Origin of the sequence: Aerosakkonema sp. BLCC-F183, from assembly GCF_041929145.1 — a bacterium.
Lineage (GTDB): Bacteria > Cyanobacteriota > Cyanobacteriia > Cyanobacteriales > Aerosakkonemataceae > Aerosakkonema.
Map to the genome: position 1 here is coordinate 71,417 of NZ_JBHFNU010000005.1, position 23,619 is coordinate 95,035.

The 23,619-nt window shown below is 44.4% G+C and carries 19 protein-coding genes; 17 read left to right on the forward strand and 2 right to left on the reverse strand.

Features of this window, described 5'->3' with window-relative positions; translation table 11 throughout:
* The first annotated feature begins 115 nt into the window (after positions 1 to 115).
* From ACE1CD_RS00630 to ACE1CD_RS00675, 10 genes are all read left to right on the forward strand, one after another.
* Positions 116 to 1,033 carry a metallophosphoesterase gene (locus tag ACE1CD_RS00630; protein ID WP_374792133.1) on the forward strand — a complete coding sequence of 306 codons (918 nt, stop codon included), beginning with the start codon at positions 116 to 118 and terminating at the stop codon, positions 1,031 to 1,033.
* A 648-nt stretch (positions 1,034 to 1,681) separates the two neighbouring features.
* Positions 1,682 to 2,161, forward strand: coding sequence for a chemotaxis protein CheW (locus ACE1CD_RS00635; RefSeq protein WP_190465226.1), 480 nt, complete (start codon positions 1,682 to 1,684; stop codon positions 2,159 to 2,161).
* Entirely contained in the window at positions 2,145 to 3,527 is a 1,383-nt protein-coding gene (locus ACE1CD_RS00640) for a CheR family methyltransferase (protein ID WP_374820756.1), read from the forward strand. Before ACE1CD_RS00635 ends, ACE1CD_RS00640 begins: the two co-directional genes overlap by 17 nt.
* Before the next feature lie 91 nt (positions 3,528 to 3,618).
* A complete protein-coding gene (locus ACE1CD_RS00645) occupies positions 3,619 to 5,382 on the forward strand; it encodes a methyl-accepting chemotaxis protein (protein WP_374820759.1) in 1,764 nt (587 codons plus the stop codon).
* A 47-nt stretch (positions 5,383 to 5,429) separates the two neighbouring features.
* Positions 5,430 to 6,137 (forward strand): chemotaxis protein CheW, encoded by a 708-nt coding sequence (locus ACE1CD_RS00650; RefSeq protein ID WP_374820761.1) that lies wholly within the window; start codon positions 5,430 to 5,432, stop codon positions 6,135 to 6,137.
* On the forward strand, positions 6,134 to 9,181 hold the full coding sequence (locus ACE1CD_RS00655; protein ID WP_374820764.1) for a response regulator: 3,048 nt from the start codon (positions 6,134 to 6,136) through the stop codon (positions 9,179 to 9,181). The genes ACE1CD_RS00650 and ACE1CD_RS00655 overlap by 4 nt, the downstream gene beginning before the upstream one ends.
* A gap of 119 nt (positions 9,182 to 9,300) precedes the next feature.
* Positions 9,301 to 10,782, forward strand: coding sequence for a methyl-accepting chemotaxis protein (locus tag ACE1CD_RS00660; RefSeq protein WP_374820766.1), 1,482 nt, complete (start codon positions 9,301 to 9,303; stop codon positions 10,780 to 10,782).
* 134 nt (positions 10,783 to 10,916) lie between these two features.
* On the forward strand, positions 10,917 to 11,933 hold the full coding sequence (locus ACE1CD_RS00665) for a chemotaxis response regulator protein-glutamate methylesterase (RefSeq protein ID WP_374792146.1): 1,017 nt from the start codon (positions 10,917 to 10,919) through the stop codon (positions 11,931 to 11,933).
* A gap of 68 nt (positions 11,934 to 12,001) precedes the next feature.
* A complete protein-coding gene (locus ACE1CD_RS00670) occupies positions 12,002 to 13,498 on the forward strand; it encodes a PAS domain S-box protein (protein ID WP_374792148.1) in 1,497 nt (498 codons plus the stop codon).
* A gap of 144 nt (positions 13,499 to 13,642) precedes the next feature.
* On the forward strand, positions 13,643 to 14,125 hold the full coding sequence (locus tag ACE1CD_RS00675) for a PD-(D/E)XK nuclease superfamily protein (RefSeq protein WP_374792150.1): 483 nt from the start codon (positions 13,643 to 13,645) through the stop codon (positions 14,123 to 14,125).
* On the opposite strand, the gene ACE1CD_RS00680 is transcribed toward ACE1CD_RS00675, so the two are convergent.
* Entirely contained in the window at positions 14,097 to 14,957 is an 861-nt protein-coding gene (locus ACE1CD_RS00680; RefSeq protein WP_374792152.1) for a DNA adenine methylase, read from the reverse strand. The two genes, ACE1CD_RS00675 and ACE1CD_RS00680, sit on opposite strands and share 29 nt — an antisense overlap.
* Positions 14,958 to 15,078: 121 nt before the next feature.
* Between ACE1CD_RS00680 and ACE1CD_RS00685 the strand changes: the two genes are divergently transcribed.
* Positions 15,079 to 15,294, forward strand: a complete 216-nt coding sequence (locus ACE1CD_RS00685; protein ID WP_374792201.1) for an ADP-ribosylglycohydrolase family protein — start codon at positions 15,079 to 15,081, stop codon at positions 15,292 to 15,294.
* On the opposite strand, the gene ACE1CD_RS00690 is transcribed toward ACE1CD_RS00685, so the two are convergent.
* Entirely contained in the window at positions 15,291 to 15,941 is a 651-nt protein-coding gene (locus ACE1CD_RS00690; protein ID WP_374820768.1) for a DNA-3-methyladenine glycosylase family protein, read from the reverse strand. The genes ACE1CD_RS00685 and ACE1CD_RS00690 overlap by 4 nt on opposite strands.
* Positions 15,942 to 16,643: 702 nt before the next feature.
* Between ACE1CD_RS00690 and ACE1CD_RS00695 the strand changes: the two genes are divergently transcribed.
* The 6 genes from ACE1CD_RS00695 (at position 16,644) to ACE1CD_RS00720 (ending at position 23,528) form a co-directional block, all read left to right on the forward strand.
* A complete protein-coding gene (locus ACE1CD_RS00695) occupies positions 16,644 to 17,219 on the forward strand; it encodes a DUF4360 domain-containing protein (RefSeq protein ID WP_374792156.1) in 576 nt (191 codons plus the stop codon).
* A gap of 160 nt (positions 17,220 to 17,379) precedes the next feature.
* The gene (locus ACE1CD_RS00700) at positions 17,380 to 18,504 is read left to right on the forward strand and encodes a hypothetical protein (RefSeq protein ID WP_374792158.1); all 1,125 of its coding nucleotides are present in this window, start codon (positions 17,380 to 17,382) and stop codon (positions 18,502 to 18,504) included.
* Between the two features lie 133 nt (positions 18,505 to 18,637).
* Positions 18,638 to 19,237 (forward strand): 2Fe-2S iron-sulfur cluster-binding protein, encoded by a 600-nt coding sequence (locus tag ACE1CD_RS00705; RefSeq protein WP_374792160.1) that lies wholly within the window; start codon positions 18,638 to 18,640, stop codon positions 19,235 to 19,237.
* A gap of 251 nt (positions 19,238 to 19,488) precedes the next feature.
* The gene (locus tag ACE1CD_RS00710) at positions 19,489 to 20,484 is read left to right on the forward strand and encodes an FAD binding domain-containing protein (protein WP_374792162.1); all 996 of its coding nucleotides are present in this window, start codon (positions 19,489 to 19,491) and stop codon (positions 20,482 to 20,484) included.
* Positions 20,481 to 22,586 (forward strand): xanthine dehydrogenase family protein molybdopterin-binding subunit, encoded by a 2,106-nt coding sequence (locus ACE1CD_RS00715; protein WP_374820771.1) that lies wholly within the window; start codon positions 20,481 to 20,483, stop codon positions 22,584 to 22,586. The genes ACE1CD_RS00710 and ACE1CD_RS00715 overlap by 4 nt, the downstream gene beginning before the upstream one ends.
* Before the next feature lie 354 nt (positions 22,587 to 22,940).
* On the forward strand, positions 22,941 to 23,528 hold the full coding sequence (locus ACE1CD_RS00720; RefSeq protein WP_374792166.1) for a hypothetical protein: 588 nt from the start codon (positions 22,941 to 22,943) through the stop codon (positions 23,526 to 23,528).
* Positions 23,529 to 23,619 lie beyond the last annotated feature (91 nt).

Genomic DNA, 23,619 nt, shown 5'->3' on the forward strand with positions numbered 1-23,619 from the left:
CTCGATTGGGTCGATCGAATCTCCCGCAGGCTATATTGTAATCCTGTTATCACAGCCTAATCTACCACTTTTGCTATTCTGCTTTTCAAGCACCGTTGAGCCAGTCATATCAGTTATGAATTTGAAACGTCGTCATTTTCTCATTTTCGGCAGCCTGAGCGGATTTGGATTGAGTTTTTTGTGGAACGCACTCGAACGTCATGGGGATGATGGCGCTGGTATTACTCCCGCACTAGCTTCCGAATCGGTAATTATACCCGCACAACAGCCGCTACTGCGTTTTGTCTCCGTAGCAGATACCGGCACCGGCACTAGAAGTCAGTATGCCGTGGCTGAGGCAATGAGTAACTATCTCCGCGAAAATCCCTATGATTTGGTGCTTTTGGCTGGCGATAATATTTACAACTTTGGTGAAATTGCCAAAATTGGCGCTGTTTTTGAACAACCGTATCAGTCTTTGTTGCAACGAGGCGTAAAATTTCACGCTTGTTTGGGTAATCACGATATTGTTACTGATAATGGTGACGCTCAAGTTAAGTATCCCGGTTTTAATATGCAAGGACGCTACTATACTTTTCGTCGCGATGCCGTGCAATTTTTTGCTTTAGATACGAATGGCAATGCTGACTGGTCAAAGCAATTACTTTGGTTAGAAAAAGAATTGAGTGGCAGCGATGCGCCTTGGAAGGTTGTGTTCGGTCATCATCAAATTTATTCTTCCGGTCATTATGGGGTAAATCAACCTTTTATTAAGATGCTGACGCCTCTGTTTCAAAAGTACCGGGTTCAACTTTATATTAACGGACACGACCACCATTACGAGCGCACCCGATCGATCGACGGTACGACTTATTTAATTTGTGGCGGAGGTGCGGGAACTCGACCTGTCGGGCGATCTGAATGGACTGAGTATTCTGCCAGCTTCCTCAGCTTTGCGGCTTTTGATGTGTATGCCGATCGCATAGCCGTAAGTGCGATCGACACCGATAATCAAGTTTTCGATCGGGGAGTAATTCAATTGCTTTCGAGCTAACTTATTTATTAATAATTTTAAATCTCCATTTGAAATTATATTTTTTTACTCAATTTTTTATCTAACATTATACCACAGAATCGAAAATCTAAAGTTTTCGATTTCTCCTTTTTTTTGCGCCTGCTTATGCTTGGCTAAGTACCATTTTTATTTGTTCATTGATACTTAATTAATCGCAGAAATTTTATATACTAATAATTCAAAAATTAGATTTGTCGAGCTGGCTTGCTTACAAGAGCGACCCCAAATCCGAAACTCTACACCCCAAATCGATTTACAGTAGCTGTATTATACCTGCGCCCGATATTTTATTTCGATTAAGGCTAGATTTCCATAAAATTCCTACCTTTCCTACCTTTTTGGCGGCATAGTTTCGTGTAAATATTTATCCTGTCAGCAAACTTTACAGCTTACATTCCCTACCTAAATAAATTCTCTTAAGGGTGGACATTTAAACTTTTTTGCCCTAAAATATATCCCAGTATTGATTGACAATAAATTTTTTTTCTGGTAAGGATGGGCTTATGACTGGAAAATTTTATTTATACGTACAACGGAAATTAAACAAATTTCCGCTTACGTCAATACCTAGTAAGTGCAGGTTAAGCAAACTTAAATTAATACAAGTTGATTTTTAGGAATAAACTAATGTTAATGCTACTTTTTTACGCCGGGAATAACCTTTATGCAGTAGAAAGTTCTCAGGTAGTAGAGGTGATTCCCAGAGTGTCACTCAGAAAGATAAATCACGTACCTGACTATGTGGCAGGATTATTTAATTATCGAGGTGCGATCGTACCCGTCATCGATCTGTGCCATTTAATTCAAGGTACTCCCAGTCGTTCCTACTTGAGTACTCGGATTGTCATGGTGAATTACCCGGTAAAGAATAATACAATCCGTTACTTAGGTTTGATGGCAGAAAGAGTGACCGAAACTTTGGATAAACCAGATACAGACCTAGTAGACGCAGGAATTCAAGTCAACGAAGCTCCTTATTTAGGAGAAATGATCATGGATGACAAGGGAATGATCCAGTGTATCCGATTAGAAAAGTTGTTTTCTGATTCCCAACATAAATACCTATTAACGGCAGGGAATAATTCCACCAATGATACAAGAAATTGAGGCTTTACTGGCCAAAAAAATCGGTCTTGAGCCTAGCGTAATTGGCTCGCAAAAAATTGCCAAAGCTGTAGAAACGCGCAGGCTTTATTGCGGTTTAACAGACTCGCAATCCTATCTGAGAAAATTGCAAACTACACCTCAAGAACTGGAAGAACTAATAGAAAATATAGTTGTTCCAGAAACTTGGTTTTTTCGGGATCGCAAACCCTTTGAGTTGTTAGTAAATTATGTAATTTCAGAATGGTTACCAAAGAACAAAAACAGCACCCTGCGGCTGTTAAGCGCTCCCTGTTCTACTGGGGAAGAGCCTTACTCAATAGCGATAGCATTAATGAATGCAGGACTGTTACCTCACAAATTTCGCATTGATGCCGTTGACATCAGTAAAAAAGCCTTACACAAAGCAGCAGAAGGTATTTATGGCAAAAACTCTTTTCGCGGCGGAGATCTTCCCCAAAAAGAACGATATTTTCAGCAAATCGGAGAAGGATTTCAAATCTGTGCGACGGTTCGCCAAAGCGTTAATTTTATGCACGGAAATTTATTAGAACCTGTTTTTTTGAATGGTAACAAATATGATGTAATATTTTGTCGCAATTTGTTGATTTATTTATCCGAGTTGGCATCTACTCAGTTAATGCAAGCGTTAGATTGCCTGTTAATACCGAACGGTTTAATATTTGTGGGTGCTGCCGAAACTGGAAAAGTACCGGGCGATCGTTTCGTCTCTGTTCGTCAACCGTTTACATTTGCCTACCGAAAAACCGAACAGTCCGGTAACAATCTGACTTTGCCATCAGTCGCTCCCAAACAGAACCTATCTTTCCTGACAAAACCTACCTTTACTACCAAAGTTGTACAACGAGACGGTAAGCTCGAACAGCCTCAGCTAGACTCGCTCAAACAAGCTTTCTCCCGAACGCAAAGGGTGGGAGAAACAAGGGAAGGATTGCTATCGCCAGCCAATTCCAAGACAAACCCTTTGTCAACGGAACTAATTAAATCCAAAAGCGGTAGCCTCCAGTCACCTATCTCCCCAGCGCCATCCCCGATACCCGATCTGCAAACCGCCCGAAAGTTAGCAGATGCGGGAAAATTAGAAGAAGCAGCTAAGGCTGGTAAAACCTTTCTAGGTAAAAATCCTACCAGTGCCGAAGGTTACCTATTATTAGGGGAAGTTTATCAGGCAACAGGAGACGATCGACAAGCAGAGCAACACTTCCAAAAAGCGCTTTACTTGCAACCAGATTGCTACGAAGCGCTTACCCATCTGGCTTTGCTCAAACAAAATCGCGGCGATTTCAGCGGTGCAGCCCTGATAAAACAACGCATTAAAAGATTAGAAAATTCTCAAAATTTGGGCTAAATGCCAACGCTGTAATATACTATCAATCGTCCCTAATGGGGTAATTTTACTTTTTCCAAACCAATCGATCTCAAATTACAAGGGGATTACCATGTTTGTTCAAGATGCGATTTTGTCGAAAAACAAAGGCATAGAAGGAAAACTCATTTCTGGATTTCTCGTTATTGGCGGTATTGTATTGATTGTGGGGCTGATCGGTCTGTTGGGTACCAACAGGCTCAGCGGACACATCAACACCATCGGCGAAAATGCTTTTCCTTCTGTCTTTAGCCTGTGGAAAGTGAATGAGGCACAGAGCGCGGCTGATGCAGCGCTTTTAGCGCAATTTGTTCCTACCATCTCTCCGCAGAAAAGACAAGAAGAATTAAAAAATCTGGAAGATGCGTTCAGTCGCTACAAGGAAGGGCTGGAAGACTATGACAAACTTAAGCGCGACCCAGAAGAAGATAATTTATACAGATCTGCAAAGCCCTCTTTAGATAAGTGGAAGAGCACAATCGACCAAGCGATCGAACTCAACAACGAATTTAGACAGTATGATATCGAATTTCCCGGACAAGAGCGGGTTGACTTGCTCCTGGCGGGTAAAAGAGACACGCCAGAATATGCGCGAGCCCAAGCAGCAGCTGACGCACAAAAAAAAGTTTACCAGTATATAACCGATGTCGAACGACCAGCCTTCAACGAAGGAACAGCCCAACTGCTCAAGCTTTTAAATTACAATGAAAACTTGGCAGATCGGGCAAGAAGCACAGCACAAAAAGATGTTGGCAGTACAACATTTTGGTCGATAACGACAATGCTCGTCGGTACCGGGATCGCAGTTCTATTCGGCTTTTACTTCAGCAATACGATCGCCAAACCAATGGGAGCCAAGATAGCCGGTGTGGTAACTGTTGCCGAACGAATTGCCGCCGGGGATCTCAGCACTTCCGTACCAAGCGCCGAAAGCAACGATGAAATCGGCAGGCTGCAAAATGCCTTCCGAAATATGATCAAAAATCTCAGTTCCTTCATCAGCCAAGTGCAAAGATCGGGCATTCAAGTCACAACATCAACCACACAAATAGCCGCCTCTGGCAAAGAATTAGAAGCAACTGTAGCAGAGCAAGCCGCCTCGACCAAAGAAGTAGCAGCCACAGCGCAAGAAATTTCCGCCACCAGCCGGAAACTGTCTCGCACAATGGAACAAGTAGCCACTTTAGCTCAATCCACCGCCGTTTCCGCAGGTAGCAGCCAAAAAGACCTTTCCTCAATGGAAAACGTCATGCGTCAGTTGGCAGAAGCCACCACTTCCATCTCCAGCAAACTGGGGATCATGAATGAAAAAGCTAACAACATTAACAACGTAGTCACAACGATTACCAAAGTAGCAGACCAAACCAACTTGCTATCCCTCAACGCCGCTATCGAAGCGGAAAAAGCAGGGGAATACGGAGCCGGTTTTGCCGTAGTAGCCAGAGAAATTCGCCGACTGGCAGACCAAACAGCCGTAGCCACTTTGGAAATCGAACAAATGGTTAAAGAAATGCAATCTGCCGTTTCCACAGGCGTGATGGAAATGGATAAATTCAACAAAGCCGTTAACGATAGCGTCGAAAAAGTAGTGAATATTGGCGAGCAACTGGCTCTGGTGATTCAGCAAGTGCAGGGACTGACACCGCGATTTGAAGAAGTCAGCCAAAGTATGGAAGAACAATCCCAAGGAGCCCAACAAATCAGCGAGGCAATGGAACAATTAACGCAAGCCTCCCAGCAAACGTCCGATGCTTTGCGCGAGACTAACAGTGCCGTCTCCCAGCTAGACGATGCCGCGCAAGGATTGCAAGCCGAAATACGTCGCTTTAAAGTGTAAAGTGGCTTAAAGATTAGGATTTATCAGCCAAAATTGAGAGGAAGAAAGTGAAAATATCTGTCACGCTCGAGCAGGCAATTTTAAATGATTGCTGGAATAAAATCGGTGTAGGCGGCGATCGATCGTGCAAACAACTCAAAACCTATATTCACTGCCGCAACTGCCCCGTTTATTCCGCTGCGGGGCGCGGCTTGCTGGAACGAGATGCACCAGAAGGCTACATTGATGAATGGACAGATTTATTTGCCCAAACTCAGCTTCCAGAAAGGTCATCTCAAAGCGAAAATACTAAAACTCAAGCGGTTATCATCTTTCGCTTGGGCGTAGAATGGCTAGCCCTGCCAGCTAACTTATTTAAAGAAGTTACGCCTCCCAGCGTCATCCACACCATACCGCACCGCACCAACAAAATATTACTGGGTATTGTGAACATTCGAGGCGAAATTCTTATGTGCATTTCCCTCAGCAACCTCTTGGGTTTAGAAATCCCAGAAAAAAGCAAAAATTCTAAATCAAATACCGTTGTCCAAGAACGGATGGTAGTAGTTGAAAAAAATGAAGAACGTTGGGTTTTTAGCGTCGATGAAGTTTCCAGCATTCAACGCTTCCATCCCCATCAATTTCGCCCCGCACCAGCCGTCATCACCCAATCCAATGAATCTTATACCAAAGCGGTGATAAATTGGCAAAACAAAAAAGTTAGTTATTTGGATGATGAATTGCTGTTTTACAACATAAACAGGAGGATAACGTGACAGATATAAGCGGTTACTCCATGCTGGATTTGTTCCGGATGGAAGTGGAAGCCCAGGCAGCAATATTAAACGAAAATTTGTTGGCGCTAGAAAACCAACCTTCCTCTGCAAAAGAACTGGAAGCCTTAATGCGGGCTGCTCATTCGATTAAAGGAGCAGCTCGCATTGTCGAAATTGATGCCGCCGTTAACCTGGCTCACATCATGGAAGACTGCTTCGTCGCCGCACAAAGCCAACGCATTACGTTGACTCCGGATGACATCGACGTACTGCTGCGCGGCGTCGATATGCTCGCAAATATTAGCCGCGTAGAAAACGGAGGTTTAGAGGGTTTCTTAGAGGAAAATGAATCGGAAATAGCAGCGACAAGGGCAGAAATTGCTGCCATTTTGACGCCGGGAGCCGAAAACAAGGGGAGAACGGGAGAACGGGAAAGTCAAAAGTCAAAAGTCAAAAGTCAAAATTCTTCCTCTTCCCTCTCCCCTCCCCCTTCTCCCTCTCCTTCTTCCTCTACTCCTTCTCCGTCTTCCCCCACTCCCCCGCCCCCTGTCTCCCCCACACTCCCTGAGCCTCCCGAAGCACCAGCTGCTCCCGAAATGGAAGAAGTTCCCAGTATTGGCAATAGCTCGATGCTGGAATTATTTCGTTTGGAAGTAGACGCACAGACAAAGATATTAAATGATGGTTTGCTAGCCCTAGAAAGCCAACCGGATTCTTTGAGAGAATTGGAAGCGCTGATGCGAGCTGCCCATTCGATTAAAGGAGCTGCTCGCATTGTGGCGATCGATGCGGCGGTTAACCTGGCTCACGTCATGGAAGACTGCTTTGTGGAGGCGCAGAAACAAACGATTACCCTGGCAGCAGATAGTATTGATATTCTGTTGCGAGGCGTCGATCTGATCCAAAATATTAGCCAACTGGAGCCAGCAGAATTGGGCGTTTGGCTAAAAGAAAATCGCCAAGAAATTGAAACCACAAGACAAGAAATTAGCGCTATCCTGACACCTGGATCTGCACCAGTTCCGCGCAAAAAAGCAGAGCCGGCAAATGGACAATCGGATGCGGTCAAACCAAAAGCACAAGAGCAAACCGCCTCCATCGATGCTAAAACTGAAACCCAGATAGACAGTTCCGCACAGCCAGAGCAACAAACGCAATCAGCTGCCTTAGTTCCTCAAAGTGCCTCTGCAAAGGAAACTAGCGTCACCAAACAAATAGTTAAGAACCCCCCTACACCTATTGGGCCTGCCAAAGAGTCAAAAGCAGCGCCAATACCCACCAAAGATACAAACAAAGATCGGGTGGTGATGGTAAGCGCAGAAAACCTCAATCGTATCATGGGGTTAGCGGGTGAAACTCTGATCGAGGCGAGTTGGTTACAGCCTTATGCCGATTCTTTGATGATGCTTAAGAAACGGCAACAGGAATTATCTAAAGTTCTCGAAAATTTACAGGAAGCTTGCGGAAAAAGCCACGTCGATGGACAAACCGAAAATATTCTGAAAGTGGCTCGCGATAAAGAGCGGGAATGTCGGGAAATTCTGCTGGAGCGCATCCACACCCTAGAATTATATGCCGGTCGCACGGCTAACTTGAGCGATCGCCTCTACAGGGAAGTAATTGCCTCCCATATGCGTCCCTTCGCGGACGGCGTGCAAAGCTTTCCTCGGATGATGCGGGATCTCGCCAGAAAACTGGGCAAACAAGTTAACTTTGAGATCGTGGGCAAAGCTACACCAGTCGATCGAGATATTCTCAAAAAATTGGAAGCTCCCCTCACCCACATTTTACGGAATGCCCTCGATCACGGTCTGGAAATGCCTGACGATCGCATCGCAGTTGGCAAACCAACAGAAGGAACCATCAAACTGGAAGCCACCCACCGCAGCGGGATGTTAGCCGTCACCATTTCTGATGATGGCAAGGGAATGAACCTAGAGCAATTACGCGAAAAAATCGTCAGAAAGAAGCTGGCTAGCCCAGAGATGGCAGCTAAGTTTACCGAAAGCGAGTTATTAGAATTTATCTTTTTGCCAGGGTTTTCCACCGCCGCTCAAGTCACGGAAATTTCCGGACGCGGTGTTGGTTTGGATATCGCCAAGAGCATGGCCCACGAAGTCGGCGGCACCGTGCGGGCAAGTTCGGTACCCGGAAAAGGGATGAGTTTTCACTTCCAATTGCCCCTCACTCTGTCCGTTATTCGCACTTTATTAGTAGAAATATCCGGCGAACCTTACGCTTTTCCCCTAGCGCGGATCGAACAGTTGGTCATGCTGGATAAATCAGAAATAGCCGTGGCGGAAAATCGCCAATATTTCACCCTCAATGGTGAAAATATCGGACTGATAGCTGCCTATCAAGTTTTGGAATTGCCGCCATCTTCATTCAAGTCAGATGCGCTACCAGTTGTGGTAATTGGCGATCAATCAAACCGCTTTGGTATGGTGGTAGATAAATTCTTGGGCGAACGCGACTTAGTAGTCCGACCTTTAGATCCCCGCCTGGGCAAAGTCCAAGATATCGGTGCTGCTGCCCTGATGGGAGATGGTTCTCCGATTTTAATTGTGGATGTGATAGATTTAGTACGCTCCATTGATAACCTGCTCAACACTAAAGACAAAGAATTGCAGCAGGTAAGCGATGATGATGGGGATGGCAAATTACTAGAAACCAAGAAGCGTATCCTAGTAGTTGATGACTCGATTACCGTGCGGGAAATGGAACGAAAGCTCTTGGAAAACAAAGGTTATATGGTTGAAGTTGCAGTCGATGGTATGGATGGTTGGAATGCAGTTCGCACCAATCACTATGACTTGGTTGTGAGCGACATTGATATGCCGCGTATGAATGGAATTGAATTTGTCAGCCAGATCAAAAATCATCCGAAGCTGAATTCAATTCCCGTAATTATTGTTTCTTACAGAGACAAAGAAGAACATCGAATTCAAGGACTGGAAGCTGGGGCAGATTATTATTTAACCAAGAGTAGTTTCCAGGATGATAGCTTCTTCAAAGCCGTCATAGATTTGATTGGCGAACCTTAATTTGGATTTTGTTAGTTGGTGCGATCGACAACAAATTTAGTCCAATTTTTTGAAGAAGAGGCTATTTATTTAGCCTGCAAAAATCAAGATTAAAATAAATTCAACAGTGGGTAATTCAGATGTTTGCTAAGTGGAAATTGAGAGATCGCATATTTTTAGGCTATTCAGTTCCTGGAATAGTATTTGCTATATTTAGCGCCACAATTTTTGTGAATTCATATAAAACAACGGGCATATTCAAAGATGTGAACTATGCCCAAAATGTCTTGATAGAAAGCTATGAGTCTGTTGTGAGTATTTCGATGATGGGTAGGCAAGTTCGCGGCTATCTCCTTGTTAAAAATAGTGATGGTGCTTTGGATAAGTATGAAAAAGAAAGACAGCGTTTTATCAACAGCACTGCACGTCTAGAACAGCTAATAAAAGACCAGGGACAGAAAGCAAAAATTAAACAAATATCTCAACTGGGAGAACAATTTCAAGATTTGTCAACGCGAACTTTTCGCATGGTAGATGATGGCAAACAGCAAGAAGCTGTAGTTATATTCCTCAGAGAGTCTAAACAAATTGTTGATGAGATCGATCGATTGAATCAACAATTTAAGCAAACACAGGAAGAATTTATCACCAGCCAGGTCGAACGTACTACCAAGACCCTTGAGTTACTGGAAATTGCATCTATAGTGATACCCATTTTTGGATTGGCTGTAATTATTTGGTTCGCTTTACTAATTACAAAGCAAATATCTGGTGCGGGTGGATTGGTTGACCAAGTGCAGGACTCCGGTATTAAAGTAACGACTTCAGCTACAGAAATTACCGCCTCTAGCAAACAATTGGAAGCGATGCTTACAGAACAGCTTGCCTCTACAAATGAGGTTGTAGCCGCTGCTAAAGAGATTGCCGCCACTTCTAGAGAACTGGTCAAAACGATCGAGGATGTTGCGGCTAAGTCCGTAGCTACTACTTATGCAGCAACCGACAGTCAAAAATCTCTGACTCACATGGAAGCAACCATGAGTCAGTTAGCTTCGGCGACGAGTTCTATTTCCGGTAGATTGGAGACAATTACAGAAAAAGCGAATAAAATCAATGGTATTGTTGTCACTATTACCAAAGTAGCCGATCAAACCAATTTGCTTTCCCTGAACGCTTCTATTGAAGCCGAGAAAGCTGGAGAATATGGAGCGGGTTTTTCTGTGGTAGCCAGAGAAATTCGGCGGCTGGCGGATCAATCTGCTGTCGCTACTCTGGATATCGAGCAGATGATTAAAGAAATGCAATCGGCGGTTGCAAGTGGTGTAATGGAAATGGATAAGTTCACCAAAGAAATGGTTAGCGGCGTCCAAGATGTCCGCAATATCAGCACCCAAATCGTAGATATTATCGAGAAAGTGCAGAGCTTGACACCCCGTTTTCAAATGGTGAGCGAAGGTATGGAAGCTCAGTCAGAAGCGGCTGGACAAATTAGTGAGTCGATGAGCCAGTTAAGCCAAGCATCTGGGGAAACCACTTCTTCTGTGCGCGAACTCAAGGGAGTAATTGAGCGCTTGAACGGTGCTGCAATATCCTTACAAAAAGCAACCCACGGTCTCAAATAAACGGTTGCCATTGTGGGATAGCGGGAAAAAATCGCGTAGCGTTATCGATCGATTTCCCGCTATCGCAAAATATTTTCTGCTTTACTATCACTAATGGCTTTAACATAAGCTTAATAAATAATCACCGCTCGCTGATGAAAATAGCAATTGTTAATGATATGGTAATGGCCGTAGAGGCAATTCGACGAGTTTTGCTCGCAGTTCCCGAATATGAGGTAGTGTGGGTAGCTCGCGATGGTGCGGAAGCAGTGGCTAAGTGCGCCAAGGATACCCCAGACTTGGTTTTGATGGATTTAATTATGCCAGTCATGGATGGGGTAGAAGCAACTCGCCAGATTATGAAAAATTCTCCCTGCGCGATTTTAGTAGTAACTGCTAGTGTGGGGAAAAATTCTGGGAAAGTTTTTGAAGCGATGGGACATGGAGCCTTAGATGCAGTCAAAACACCTGTGTTGGGAATGAGCGGAACTGCCGAAGGGTCTCAGCCTTTGCTCAGCAAGATTGCTACAATCAAAAAATTGATCGGCAAGTCCACTCCCATTTCCAGAAATAAAACTAATTCTCTGAATATCAAAACAAATTTTCCTCCCTTGGTAGCGATCGGTTCTTCTACCGGAGGCCCAAAGGTGCTGGCAACCATCCTTTCTCGCTTACCTGCTTCTCTCAACGCAGCTGTGGCAATAGTCCAGCACGTAGACGTTCAGTTTTCTTCCGGTTTAGTCGAATGGCTAAATCAGCAAAGTCAATTACCGGTTATGCTGGCATCGAGAGGCGATCGCCTGGAAGCAGCCAAAGTCATCGTTGCCGGCACAAACGATCATATGATTTTAACATCAAATTTAACTCTCTCTTATACTAAGGAGCCGCAGGATTATCCTTACCGTCCATCGGTAGATGTCTTTTTTGAGAGCTTGGCGGAACATTGGCAGCGTAAAGCAATTGCTGTGTTACTGACGGGGATGGGAAGGGATGGCGCAGAAGGTTTATGTTTGTTGCGATCGAAAGGATGGCATACGATCGCTCAAAATAAAGATAGCTGCGTTGTTTACGGAATGCCGAAAGCAGCCGCCGAATTAAACGCGGCCATAGAAATATTACCTCCGGAGGCGATCGCTTCCAGCCTAATTGACCGATTAACTTATTGCCGTTAGTTATCCCTCCTGTTTTTGTAGTTACCGCTCCCTATTTTCAGGCTAGACTTCAGAACTAATAATTATTTATGGACGATAAAATTACAATTCTACTTATCGACGACCAGGCAATCATCGGTGAAGCTATTCGCCGAATGTTAGCGCCAGAAAAAGATATTGTCTTTCATTACTGCGGCGACCCAACTCAAGCTTTTAGAGCAGCTAAGGAGTGCAACCCAACTGTCATTCTACAAGACTTGGTGATGCCCGATATGGACGGGTTAACAGTGGTACGCTTCCTGCGTTCTAGGGATGCCATAACTGTGAATACTCCCCTGATCGTACTCTCCAGTAAAGAGGACCCGGTGATTAAAGCTAAGGCATTTGAATTGGGGGCAAATGACTACTTGGTGAAATTGCCCGATCGAGTGGAGCTAATCGCTCGCGTCCGATATCACTCCAAAGCTTATATGAACTTATTAAAACGGCAAGAAGCTGAAGAAATGCTCAAAGCCGAAAACTTGCGTCAGGCTTTGTATATTCAGCAAGTCGATAAAGTCAGCGCAGCCGCAGTATCGGTCGAACAAGATAAGTTTCAACCTGAGAGTTTAAGTGAAGTAGCCGAACGTAAAGATGAATTAGGCAAACTGGCAACAGTTTTCACCAATATGGTGCAAACTGTCAAAGCCCGCGAGAAAGAATTGGCTCAAGCAAGGGATCAGTTGGAAGCCATTTTGAATGCTGTACCAGGGTCAATTTCTTGGCTTGATTCCGCTGGTGTCTACCTGGGCGTCAATCGCTACATGGCTCAAGATTTGAACCTTCCTCAAGATGCAATTATCGGTAAAGAAGTAGGCTTTCTCAAAGGCAGTACACAGTTAGCCGAATTTATGCGTAACTTTATCACTTCAGACGAAACATCGGCCTCCTCTATAATTAACGTCGAAGTCAATGGAGTTAAGCGCTATTATTTAGTTGCCGCGCAGAAATATCGGCAAGGTGGAGCAACTGTATCGGTAGGCATTGATGTTACCGATCGCATGGAAGCCGAAGAAGCTTTACGAATTGCCGAAGAAAATTATCGCAGTATCTTTGAAAACGCACTAGAAGGGATCTTCCAAGCTACAGCTCAAGGCTCCTTCATCAGCTTAAATCCCGCAATGGCACGCATCTATGGCTATGACTCTGGCGAAGAAATGATGGCTGCCATTACCGACATTGGCACTCAACTTTATGTTGACCCAGAGAGGATAAATGAATTCTTTCAAGAGATGGAAGAGAATGGCAAAGTTACAGACTTTGAATATCGAGCTTATCGCAAAGATGGCAGTATCGTTTGGGTGGAGCAGGATACCCGCGCTGTCCGCGATAGCAGCGGTAATGTACTTTATTATGAAGGTTTAATCCAGGACATCACCCAGCGCAAGCGCCAAGAAGAAGAACTCAAACGCCAGTTGCAAGAACTCCGCATTGAAATCGACCAACAAAAACGTCAGCAGGAAGTTGCTGCTATTACCCAAAGCGATTATTTCCAAGAAATACAGTCAGAAGCGGATAGCCTGAATGTAGATGATTTTTGGAATTAGGTTTGACAAGCGAAGATATACAGAACTTTTCAACGCTTTTGAACAATCTTAAATAAATGGAATATAAAGGTTATTGTGGAGGGTGACATTGGATGATTTCCAACTATTTTTCCCTTAAAAGGCTCTTATTCAGGAGCTAACAAAATGAATCAGGGTGGCAAAGCAAATGAATTTGGTAAACGTTTAGAAAGTCTTGTAGAAACAACATTGCAAACACACGGATATATTAATTTATGCAACCAAGTACCTGAAAAGCAACGCTTAGAAACACTCCATTATGCTATCGTACCAAAACGATATGGCAAGCAGGTTTACATCGGTAAGGGAATTTATGAAACTGATATTAAGGTAGATTTTTACGTTGTTGGTTTACCAACTATTCCTCATCGCTTAATCATCGAATGCAAATGGCAACAAACTAAAGGCTCGGTTGATGAAAAATTTCCCTACTTAAATTTAAATATTCTAGAACATTATCTAGAGAAAACTATTGTAATAATTGCTGGAACATCGGCTAGGGAAGGAGCAATTAAGTGGTTTGAAAACCGGGTAAAAGATAATCCAAACCTTTTGGCAGTCTATAATTCGATGGATAGTTTTATGGTATGGGCAAACAGAAATTTTTAACTCTTACTAAAACTTCAGAAATCATGCCCCTTTTCTTCGCATTGGAGTTAATATACCTTGCTGCTAATATATCCTCAATATGAAAATCTTTGTACAATTCTCGAATAAATTCGCAATTGGAATTAGACAGCATTACTTTTACGTCTTGACTGGCGAGTTTGGCAAACACTTCTTTTAGCCTAATTTGGTCTTCTTTCCTAAACGCATTGCGAGTATAAGCTGTAAATTCGCTGGTATTGCTGAGAGGATAGTACGGGGGATCGAAATAAACAAAATCATCGCTAGTTTTCGCATAATCTAAAACAGCCTCAAAACTTCTTTCTGCAATCTCAACGCCTTGAAGTGTTTTTGATACTGTGTAAAGTAAATCTGGATTAGAAATTTTAGGATTTTTGTATTTACCTACAGGTACGTTAAATTCACCTTTCGGGTTAACTCTATAAAGACCGTTGAAGCAAGTTTTATTGAGATAAATAAACCGCGCAGCTGCTTCTAACCCCTTCAAATCATGGCAATTTCGTAAATTGTAATAGTAATCTGAATTATGTTTTTGTTGATGTTCTTCCAAAAGAGCAATCAACTTATCAACACGATCTCTAACACAAATATATGTATTAATTAAGTCAGGATTAATATCTGTTAAAACAGCTTTGAATGCTGGTCGAGTTTGTTTAAGGTAAAAGAATACTGCACCGCCTCCCAAAAAAGGTTCGTAATAGGTCTTAAATTCCTTGGGAAAAAATGTCTCATATTGAGTAATCAACTTACTTTTACCACCAGCCCATTTGAGAAACGGACGAACAGAAACCTTGTCTTTAGCAGTAGTGGACATCGATCTAAAAACCTAACTTATAAAAAATGTAGAGGGATTAATAATCTTATCAAAATTAAACTCAAAAATCTGATGACAACACCACGAAAAGAACAGTTTAGCTTGTCCGATCGGTCAATGTCTGGGTGATGCGGTAGGCAGTCGGGTAGAAGGCGATCCGCCGGATGTCTGCCAAAATTATGTTAACTGCGAACTGAAGGCGAAGCAACCAACAGATCGCGATCGCTTTCCTTTCCCCTTTGGACAGTATACCGACGATTTGCAGCTAGCGCGAGAACTTTTGCAAAGTTATGTTGCGTGCGGTAAGTTTGACGCCCGCTCTCCCGCTCTTCCCTAGCCCCTAAACAAGTCCGCGCTGCGCCATAGATACCAGGAAGCGATCGTGCGATAAGGCTTCCACCGCTGTCCCACACGATCGACAGTTTTTTTGTCAGGAAGTTCGCTTAAGTTATAGATGCGGCGAATACCGGCACGAATACCTAAATCATCAACAGGTAAAATATCCCAGCGATGCAGGCGGAAGATTAACAACATTTCCACCGTCCAACGTCCGATACCTTTAATTGGCATTAAAGTTTGAACGATCGTTTCGTCATCGCATTCGGACAATTGCGCTAAAGTTGGCAATCCATCCTGTATTTTTTGAGCTAAATCTTTCAAATAAGAGATTTTGGGACGAGAAATACCTATTTGTCGCAACACTTCGTCTGGTGTGTTAAGCACATCTAATGCACTAGGGAAAGGTCGATCCGGATAAAGCTGTTCAAATCTACGAAAAATGGTTGCGGCTGCTTTGATGGAAAGTTGCTGATAAACGATCGATCGCGATAAGGAAAACAGTAGGTCGCCACGAAACTGTACGCGATCGAGTTCGCAAGCACCCACGCGATCGATTAGATTTGCCAAAATCGGATCGGACTCTTTAAGAGTAGCGAGAGCGAGTGAGTAATCTATCTTCAATTCCGACTGTGCAAGGGAGTCCATTTGTTTGATAGTAGGATCTTAGTTAAGGAATTGTAGGTTGGGTTGACGCCAGGAAACCCAACACTACCCCCTTTATCTTCTTCCTCTTCTATAAGCGCTCTTCGCGTCTAATTCGCTATCGCGAATCGCTTCGCTAAGGCGGTTCGTTAAAAAAGGGGGTAATCAACCCGGATTTAATATAATCCCTAACTATCCTAACCGAGTTTAGGCTAAAACGCGGGTAGTCTAGATTCGACTGGATAGTCGATCGCGCAAATACAGGCAGCATGGTGATTATTACTACATCAGATCGAGAGAAGTCTTTCCTGAAATCAAAAACCATATAGTGAAATTGTCAGATCCGAGTTTTTTGATGAGCTTGGCAAGGCTGAATAAACCGGGTTTCTCAACGTCAAATCTGGGCTTTCAAGGATAGTTGTAAGAAACCCGGTTTCTGACTATGGTCGAACCTTCCGGAACTTTATTTAAAGGCTGCGAATCTTAGAACAGGATCGGCAAAAAATCAATTTTTTGCGAGCAATTCCAATAGTCGAAAAGCCCTGAGCTAGGTATTGCGATTTAGCTCCTCATCTTAACTTTCCTGAGCTTTCAGCTTTAAAGGGGTTGAGTGCAAGCGTTTATTTAGAAACGTATTGCCTAAATTTTGCCGATCTATTTCTGGGCTAGTTTAACACCAAACTTAATTCCTTAAGGAGAACATTCATGAAGTTTCTAAACCTATTTCTGGCTGCGGCTACATTAATTAGTTCTTTTCCTAGCGCCGCTTTTGCTAATGCCAAAGTTCAAATTTTAGGCGCAAGCTATGGTGGTAGCGGTTGTCCGAATCTATCCGCCAGCGTGAGCGTTAGCCCGGACGGTCAAGAGCTAACTATTCTATTCGATAAGTTTACAGCTCTGGGGAATGTGGCAGCAGAAAGACGGAAAAGCTGTAATTTGAGCATTCCGATCAAGTTACCTCAAGGCTATCAAATTTCCCTCTACGATGCTGATTATCGCGGCTATGTTGCGCCTGGAACTACTGCGAACTTACGAGCGGAATACTTTTTTGCGGGTAATCGCGGCCCAGTTTTTTCTCGGACTTTCAGGGGCGAAACTAACTATAACGTTCGAGATAGTTTATCAACTGTGGCTAATGTTTGGTCGAGCTGTGGCGATAGTGTAAATATGCGGGTGAATGCGGCGATGACCGCCAGCGGTTCCGGAATGGCCACCGTTGACTCTTTCGATCTCGCTCACCGTGGTTTAGTTTATCACATCAAATATCGCAGCTGTCGCTAATTGAAAGAGCGGGGGCTATATGCCCCTGTTTCTGTCTGGTGCGGGATTGCGATCGTCAAGTAATATGGTAGAAATTGTTTACTGAGTCTCTGGCAACCAAATCGTTGCCTGACCAGGCGCACTCAGCCCAGACACTAATTTAAGTTATCAGCACCTACCGATGGAAAAGAAACCACAGCAACCCCTGTATATATTAAAAAAAGCGCAGCCGCCAAATGCTGAAGCACCTACACCCTTACCGCAGTTACAAGAAACAAATCAGCCTCTGAACGAACTTTTGGAAAAGCCGAAAGAGCAAAAACTCGACCTTTCGCTTAAGCTAAAAACCAAGCCGAAACTGAAGGAATCGAATCAGGTAAAAGAGAAGATAATTTATCCCAAAATAGAGAGGGCGAGATTGCGCCAGATGCGGTATTATGAAAGGGGAAAAAGACAAGCTCCTCCCTCTCATCCTGTCGGGACTCCTCAAGATGACCAATTCCAGCACAGGGCGATTGGTTTGATTTCTGCGAAATATATACCTTCTACAGCACATAAAAATAGCAAAGAATGGTTTAAAGGCATTCTGTTGACAGAGGACAATACGAGCGTTGATGCGGTAGTGTTGGGAAAAGTAAAAGCAGTGATTCAATCACCCAAACTCGACCCAGAAAAAGAGCGTCTGTTTGTTGTCTATCCCAGAACTCCTCAAGTTAACAAACAGCCAAAAAAGGAAGAAACCGATAAAGAGCCGGGAAAATCTGATTTATCCGATGCAGAATCAGCAGTTGAAAAACCGCAAACTGAGGGTGAAATAAAGCAACCAACTAATGAAGCCAATCAAGCTAATGAAGCTAATGAAGCTAATCAAGCTAATCAAATTTCTGCCCCAGCGTCTGAGGATTCCCAAAATCAACGATCGCCAAAACTTCACGTACAAATATGCGGGATTTGGGAGCCGGAAATATTCCAACAAGGCATGGAACTTAAGCCGGATTATCCCATCGAACCGGATTACTTTTCTGTACATGGAGAAGTGATATTTCAAAATCAGGAAGAGCAGTGGATTTTGGTCAAAATTATCCAAGCTCCGAAACAACCAGATGGCAAACCGTTCTTTTTTAAATTGAAACTATGGGGGAATCTCGGCTGTAAAGCTTGCAAGCAACTTTGGTCTTTTAAAGTCAAGCGGGAAGGGGAAGATTTGAAAATTGTCAGTTCCGAAAAGATCGGGATTTTTGTATCGGATAGGAAAAAGTTTAAGGGCAAAGGAAAAAAACCAAAAAGTAAGCCGAGAAAAGGATAAATACTCAGCAGTTAGAGGGTGCGATCGCAATGGCCGCACCTGCAACTGTAGCGATCGAATCAACTCCGATCGACTTATTTTACAACAGGTGAACACAGGAATTGCAGTCACAACCTATACAGGGAAAAGCCAGATGAAATTAAAAGAGCAACCTGAAATTGCATTGGCGGTGGAAGACTTAGGCATTCCGCTGACCCTCCGCATCAATGGCAAAACCTACTCCTTGCGTGTAGAGGCGCGAGTAACGTTATTAGATGCGCTGCGGGAATATTTAGGGCTAACGGGAACAAAAAAAGGATGCGATCGCGGACAATGTGGCGCTTGTACAGTTTTGTGCGACGGAGAGCGGATTTACTCGTGTTTGGCTCTTGCGGCGATGCAAGACGGAAAAGAAATTACTACGATTGAAGGTTTAGCCAACGGCGATACTCTCCATCCCGTACAAGCTGCGTTTATCGAACAAGACGGCTTTCAGTGCGGCTATTGCACCCCCGGTCAAATTTGCGCTTCTGTAGCGCTGATCGAGGAAGTAAAACAGGGATGTGCGAGTGCAGTAACGCCGGATCTCACCCATCCTCCCCAACTCGCCGAACTCTCAGAATCGGAAATCAAAGAACGTCTCAGCGGTAACTTGTGCCGATGCGGTGCCTATAACGGTATTGTCGCAGCTGTTGGACAAGCGATCGGACAAACACCCCCACCCCCCGAAGCGCTTGTTCTCGTTGAGGAGTAATATCATATCCGGTAGCATCGGTATCATAAAAAATGCGTTCGATCGGAATTCTTATCTGCGTTCATCTGCGTTCATCTGTCTTTCATCTGCGGTAAAAATTTAACCCTTAATTCCCACAGATAATCTTTCGCATCAGTCATGTACTACCGATACAACCGGACACGATATAATTTCCTAATTTTTCTGCTTTTCTTCAAAACTAATTGCACAGATAAAACGCTCTATTTTCTATTCCGAGACAAAGCCAAATCATGAAAAACTTTGCTTACATTCGCGCCACTTCAGTGCAAGAGGCAGTAACGCGAGCGATCGACGATAATGAAGCAAGATTCATTGCTGGCGGTACAAACTTGCTCGATCGCATCAAGGGATATCTGGAAAATCCATCCCAAGTAATCGATATTTCCCGCCTCCAGATGCAGCCGATCGAACCCTTACCGGCAGGGGGTTTGCGGATTGGAGCCTTAGCAACGAATACCGCTGTTGCCGATTATCCCTACGTGCGACGCCACTACCCGCTATTATCTCGCGCCATTCTCTCCGGTGCTTCCCAACAAATCCGCAACGTCGCTACAGTGGGAGGCAATCTCCTCCAACGCACGCGCTGTGCTTATTTTTACGATCCGGCTTTCCCTTGCAATAAGCGACAGCCCGGAAGCGGTTGCGCTGCGATCGCGGGAATAAACCGCACTCATGCTATCTTGGGTGCAAGCGATCGATGCGTTGCCGTGCATCCTTCCGATATGTGCGTTGCTCTGGCTGCTCTCGATGCTGTTGTGGAAGTGGAAGGATGGCAGGGGACGCGACAAATTCCTTTTGATGACTTCCACCGTTTGCCGGGAAATACCCCCGAACGCGATACCAATTTAGAAGTTGGGGAACTGATTACCGCAGTCATTCTGCCGGCTTTACCAGCTGCTAAATCGGGTGTATATCTGAAATTGCGCGATCGTACTTCCTATACTTTTGCTTTAGTTTCTGTAGCGGCTGCTGTCGAAGTAGCAGATAATCGCATTCGGGATGTTCGCATCGCGCTCGGTGGAGTTGCCCATAAACCTTGGCGAGCTTTGGAAGCAGAACAATTTTTGCGGGAAAAACCTGTGGATGTTGCTTTATTCCAACAAGCAGCAAACATCTCTTTACAAGAAGCCAAACCGCTACAACATAACAGTTTTAAAGTTGAAATGGCAAAACGAGCGATCGAGAAAGCGCTAGTTACATCGGTTCAGAAAGGAAGCAACGTATGAGCAAAGTTATCGGCACATCTGTCAATCGCCACGAGGGACGCGCTAAAGTTACAGGCACGGCAACTTACGGTGCGGAACATCAAATTTCCGAATTGGTTTACGGTTATTTAATCGTAGCTACCATTGCCAACGGTCGCATCAAAAAGATGGAGCTTAAAGAAGCTCAAGATTCTGACGGTGTACTGGCAATTTTTACCCATGAAAATATGCCAGCGTTCCCAAAAGCTAATGAGGGGACAAGTTTCCATATTGGCGAACCCAGGCTTCCTTTAGCAGACGATCGCATTCATTATGGGGGGCAAATTATTGGGTTAGTTGTTGCCGATACTCTAGAACGTGCCTGTCACGCGGCTTCGTTAGTTAAGGTGGAATACGAAATCGAAACACCGACGATCGATCGGCAACAAGCATCATTTCAGAAATCGCCACGGGATGCTTCTTTTGAACAGGGAAATGTCGCCGATGCTTTAGTAACAGCGCCCGTCAAAATATCAGCAACCTACACAACGCCAAGACAATTGCACGCGATGATGGAGCCTCACCCCATTATCGCACAATGGCACGATCGCAATTCGTTGACGGTTTGCGAACCAACGCAGTGGCTATTTTTGCAACAGCGCACTTATGCAACTTTGTTTGGCATTCCGGTTGAGCAAGTGCGGGTAATTAGTCCTTATATTGGTGGTGGATTTGGAGCTAAAGCTTGGCCTTGGCCTCATGCTATTCTTTGTATAGCGGCAGCACGGGAAATTAATCGTCCGCTGAAAGTTGTTGTCTCTCGGCAACAAATGGCGGCGATTGTCGGACATCGTTCGCCAACAGAACAAACGATCGAATTGGGAGCAAGTCAGTCGGGTCAGCTAATTGCGATCGCTCATGCTGCCAAATCCTACACTTCCCCCGTTAATCCCAAATATGTGGAAAATTGTATCGGCGTTACCCCTACCATGTACGCTGCACCGAATTTGTGCGTCGAGCAAGAAATTGCGGTTGTGAATGTAGGAATGCCGACTTTTATGCGGGCACCGGGAGAAAACCCAGGAATGTATGCGTTAGAATCGGCGATGGATGAACTCGCCTGGGCGTTACAAATCGATCCGATCGAACTGCGTTTAAAAAATGCCACAACAGAACATCAACGCAAAAAACTTCCCTTTTCATCGAAACACTTTGCGGAATGTTTGAAGCTGGGTGCAGAACAATTTCGATGGTGCGATCGCCCCATGCAAACTAAGGCAATTAGCCGCGATGATAAATTAGTCGGTTGGGGAATGGCAGCCGCAACATTTCCCGCTATTCGGATGGGAGCTTCTGCCACAGTACGTTTGCTTTTAGATGGAACGGCGCAGGTTTTAACGGCAGCAAACGATATGGGGACGGGTAGTTATACTGTTGTAGCGATCGCAGCCGCAGAAACTCTCGATCTTCCTGTTTATAAAATTAAAGTAGAAATTGGCGATTCTCGCTTTCCTAATGGTGGACTTGCGGGAGGTTCGATGATGACAGCTTCCCTCGCGCCTGCGGTGGTGAATGCTTGTCAATTGTTACTGCAAGAAGTAAATGCGAAAAATGCGACAGAAGCTGTAATTGCGCTGCGTGAATCTGGGCGTCCTTTTTTGGAAATGACTGCATCCAGTCAACCGGGAGAAGAAGGGAAACAGTGGGCATTTCAATCTTGGGGCGCTCATTTTTGTGAAGTGGAAGTAGACGAATTGCTGGGTCGAGTGCAGGTAAAGCGCTGGATTTCTGTGATGGATGTGGGTCGAGCGATGAATGCCAAAGCAGCTGCCAGTCAAATTCGCGGCGGTGTTATCATGGGAATTGGAGAAGCTTTGATGGAAGAATGCCTTCACGATCTAAATCTGGGATTACCTGTTATTAAAGATTTGGCAACTTATCACATTCCCGTTAATGCAGATATTCCGCGTATTGAAGTGTCTTTCGTCGGTAAACCGGATCTGAATTTTAATCCTTTGGGTGTGCGCGGTTGCGGCGAAATTGCCATTACCGGCGTATCTGCTGCGATCGCTAATGCAGTTTATCACGCTACTGGCAAACGCATTCGCAATTTACCGATTACAGCGGACAAGTTGCTGTTGTGAGGTAAAGTCAAAAGTCAAAAGTCAAAAGTCAAAAGTCAAAAGTCAAAAGTAACCCACCGACACTTATCTCATCGTAGGGTGGGTTAGGCACGGGCAATAACTTCCACACTTTCAAGCAATAATTAACTCTCCGTGCCGTAACCCACCGACACTTATCTATAACATACATAAACACTTTAGCTCTTTCGGATTTATGGGTAAAAATGTTTGTTAATGTTACAGTTGAGTGTGATGGTGGGTTACGGCACGGGAACTAAATTATCGGTTGAAAGTGTTGAAATTATCGCCCGTGCCTAACCCACCCTACGCTTAGATACTGGGCTGCTTTTACTCTTGCAGGGAATTGGTTATAATATGTCGATGATCGAACAAGCTGCTAATTCTGTGGTACTTGCTTCTGCTTCTAAGCCGTCTGCTACTGAGGTAGTCGATGCTTTGCTTCAGGCGGAGAAAGACGCCAGAAAGAACAATTTTTCTGATTCGTTCGATCGATTAATCGGCAATTGGCGTTTATGTTTTATTACCGGGACTAAAAAAACTCGCGCTAAGGCGGGAATTGTGCTGGGTGCGGGACGCTACATTCCTCAATTTGTCAAAATTGAATTGTCTTACTCGACTGCATCTGTAGAGATAGAAGAACAGAATTTTGAAGTCGGTCAAATTGAGAATCGGGTGACGATCGGAGCGCTAAAATTAGTGGTGAGCGGGCCTGCCAAATTTTTGCACAAGAAAAACATTTTGGCGTTTGACTTTACTCGCATGACGGTGCAGTTGTTGGGAGTGACGCTGTTTTCTGGATATATTCGTTCAGGTGAGGTGAAGTCAAAACAATTTTACCATGAAAGTGTGAGCAAGCAAGCGTTTTTTGCTTATTTTTTCATCACCGATAAGGCGATCGCAGCTAGAGGTAGAGGCGGCGGTTTGGCTATCTGGGGACGGTAAATGTTTGGCGGCGCTTCTGCGGTTAGTGTGGGATGGCGGAAACCCCACCCCCAACCCCGACCCGTCCACGGGGAGGGGAGAAACAGGTGTA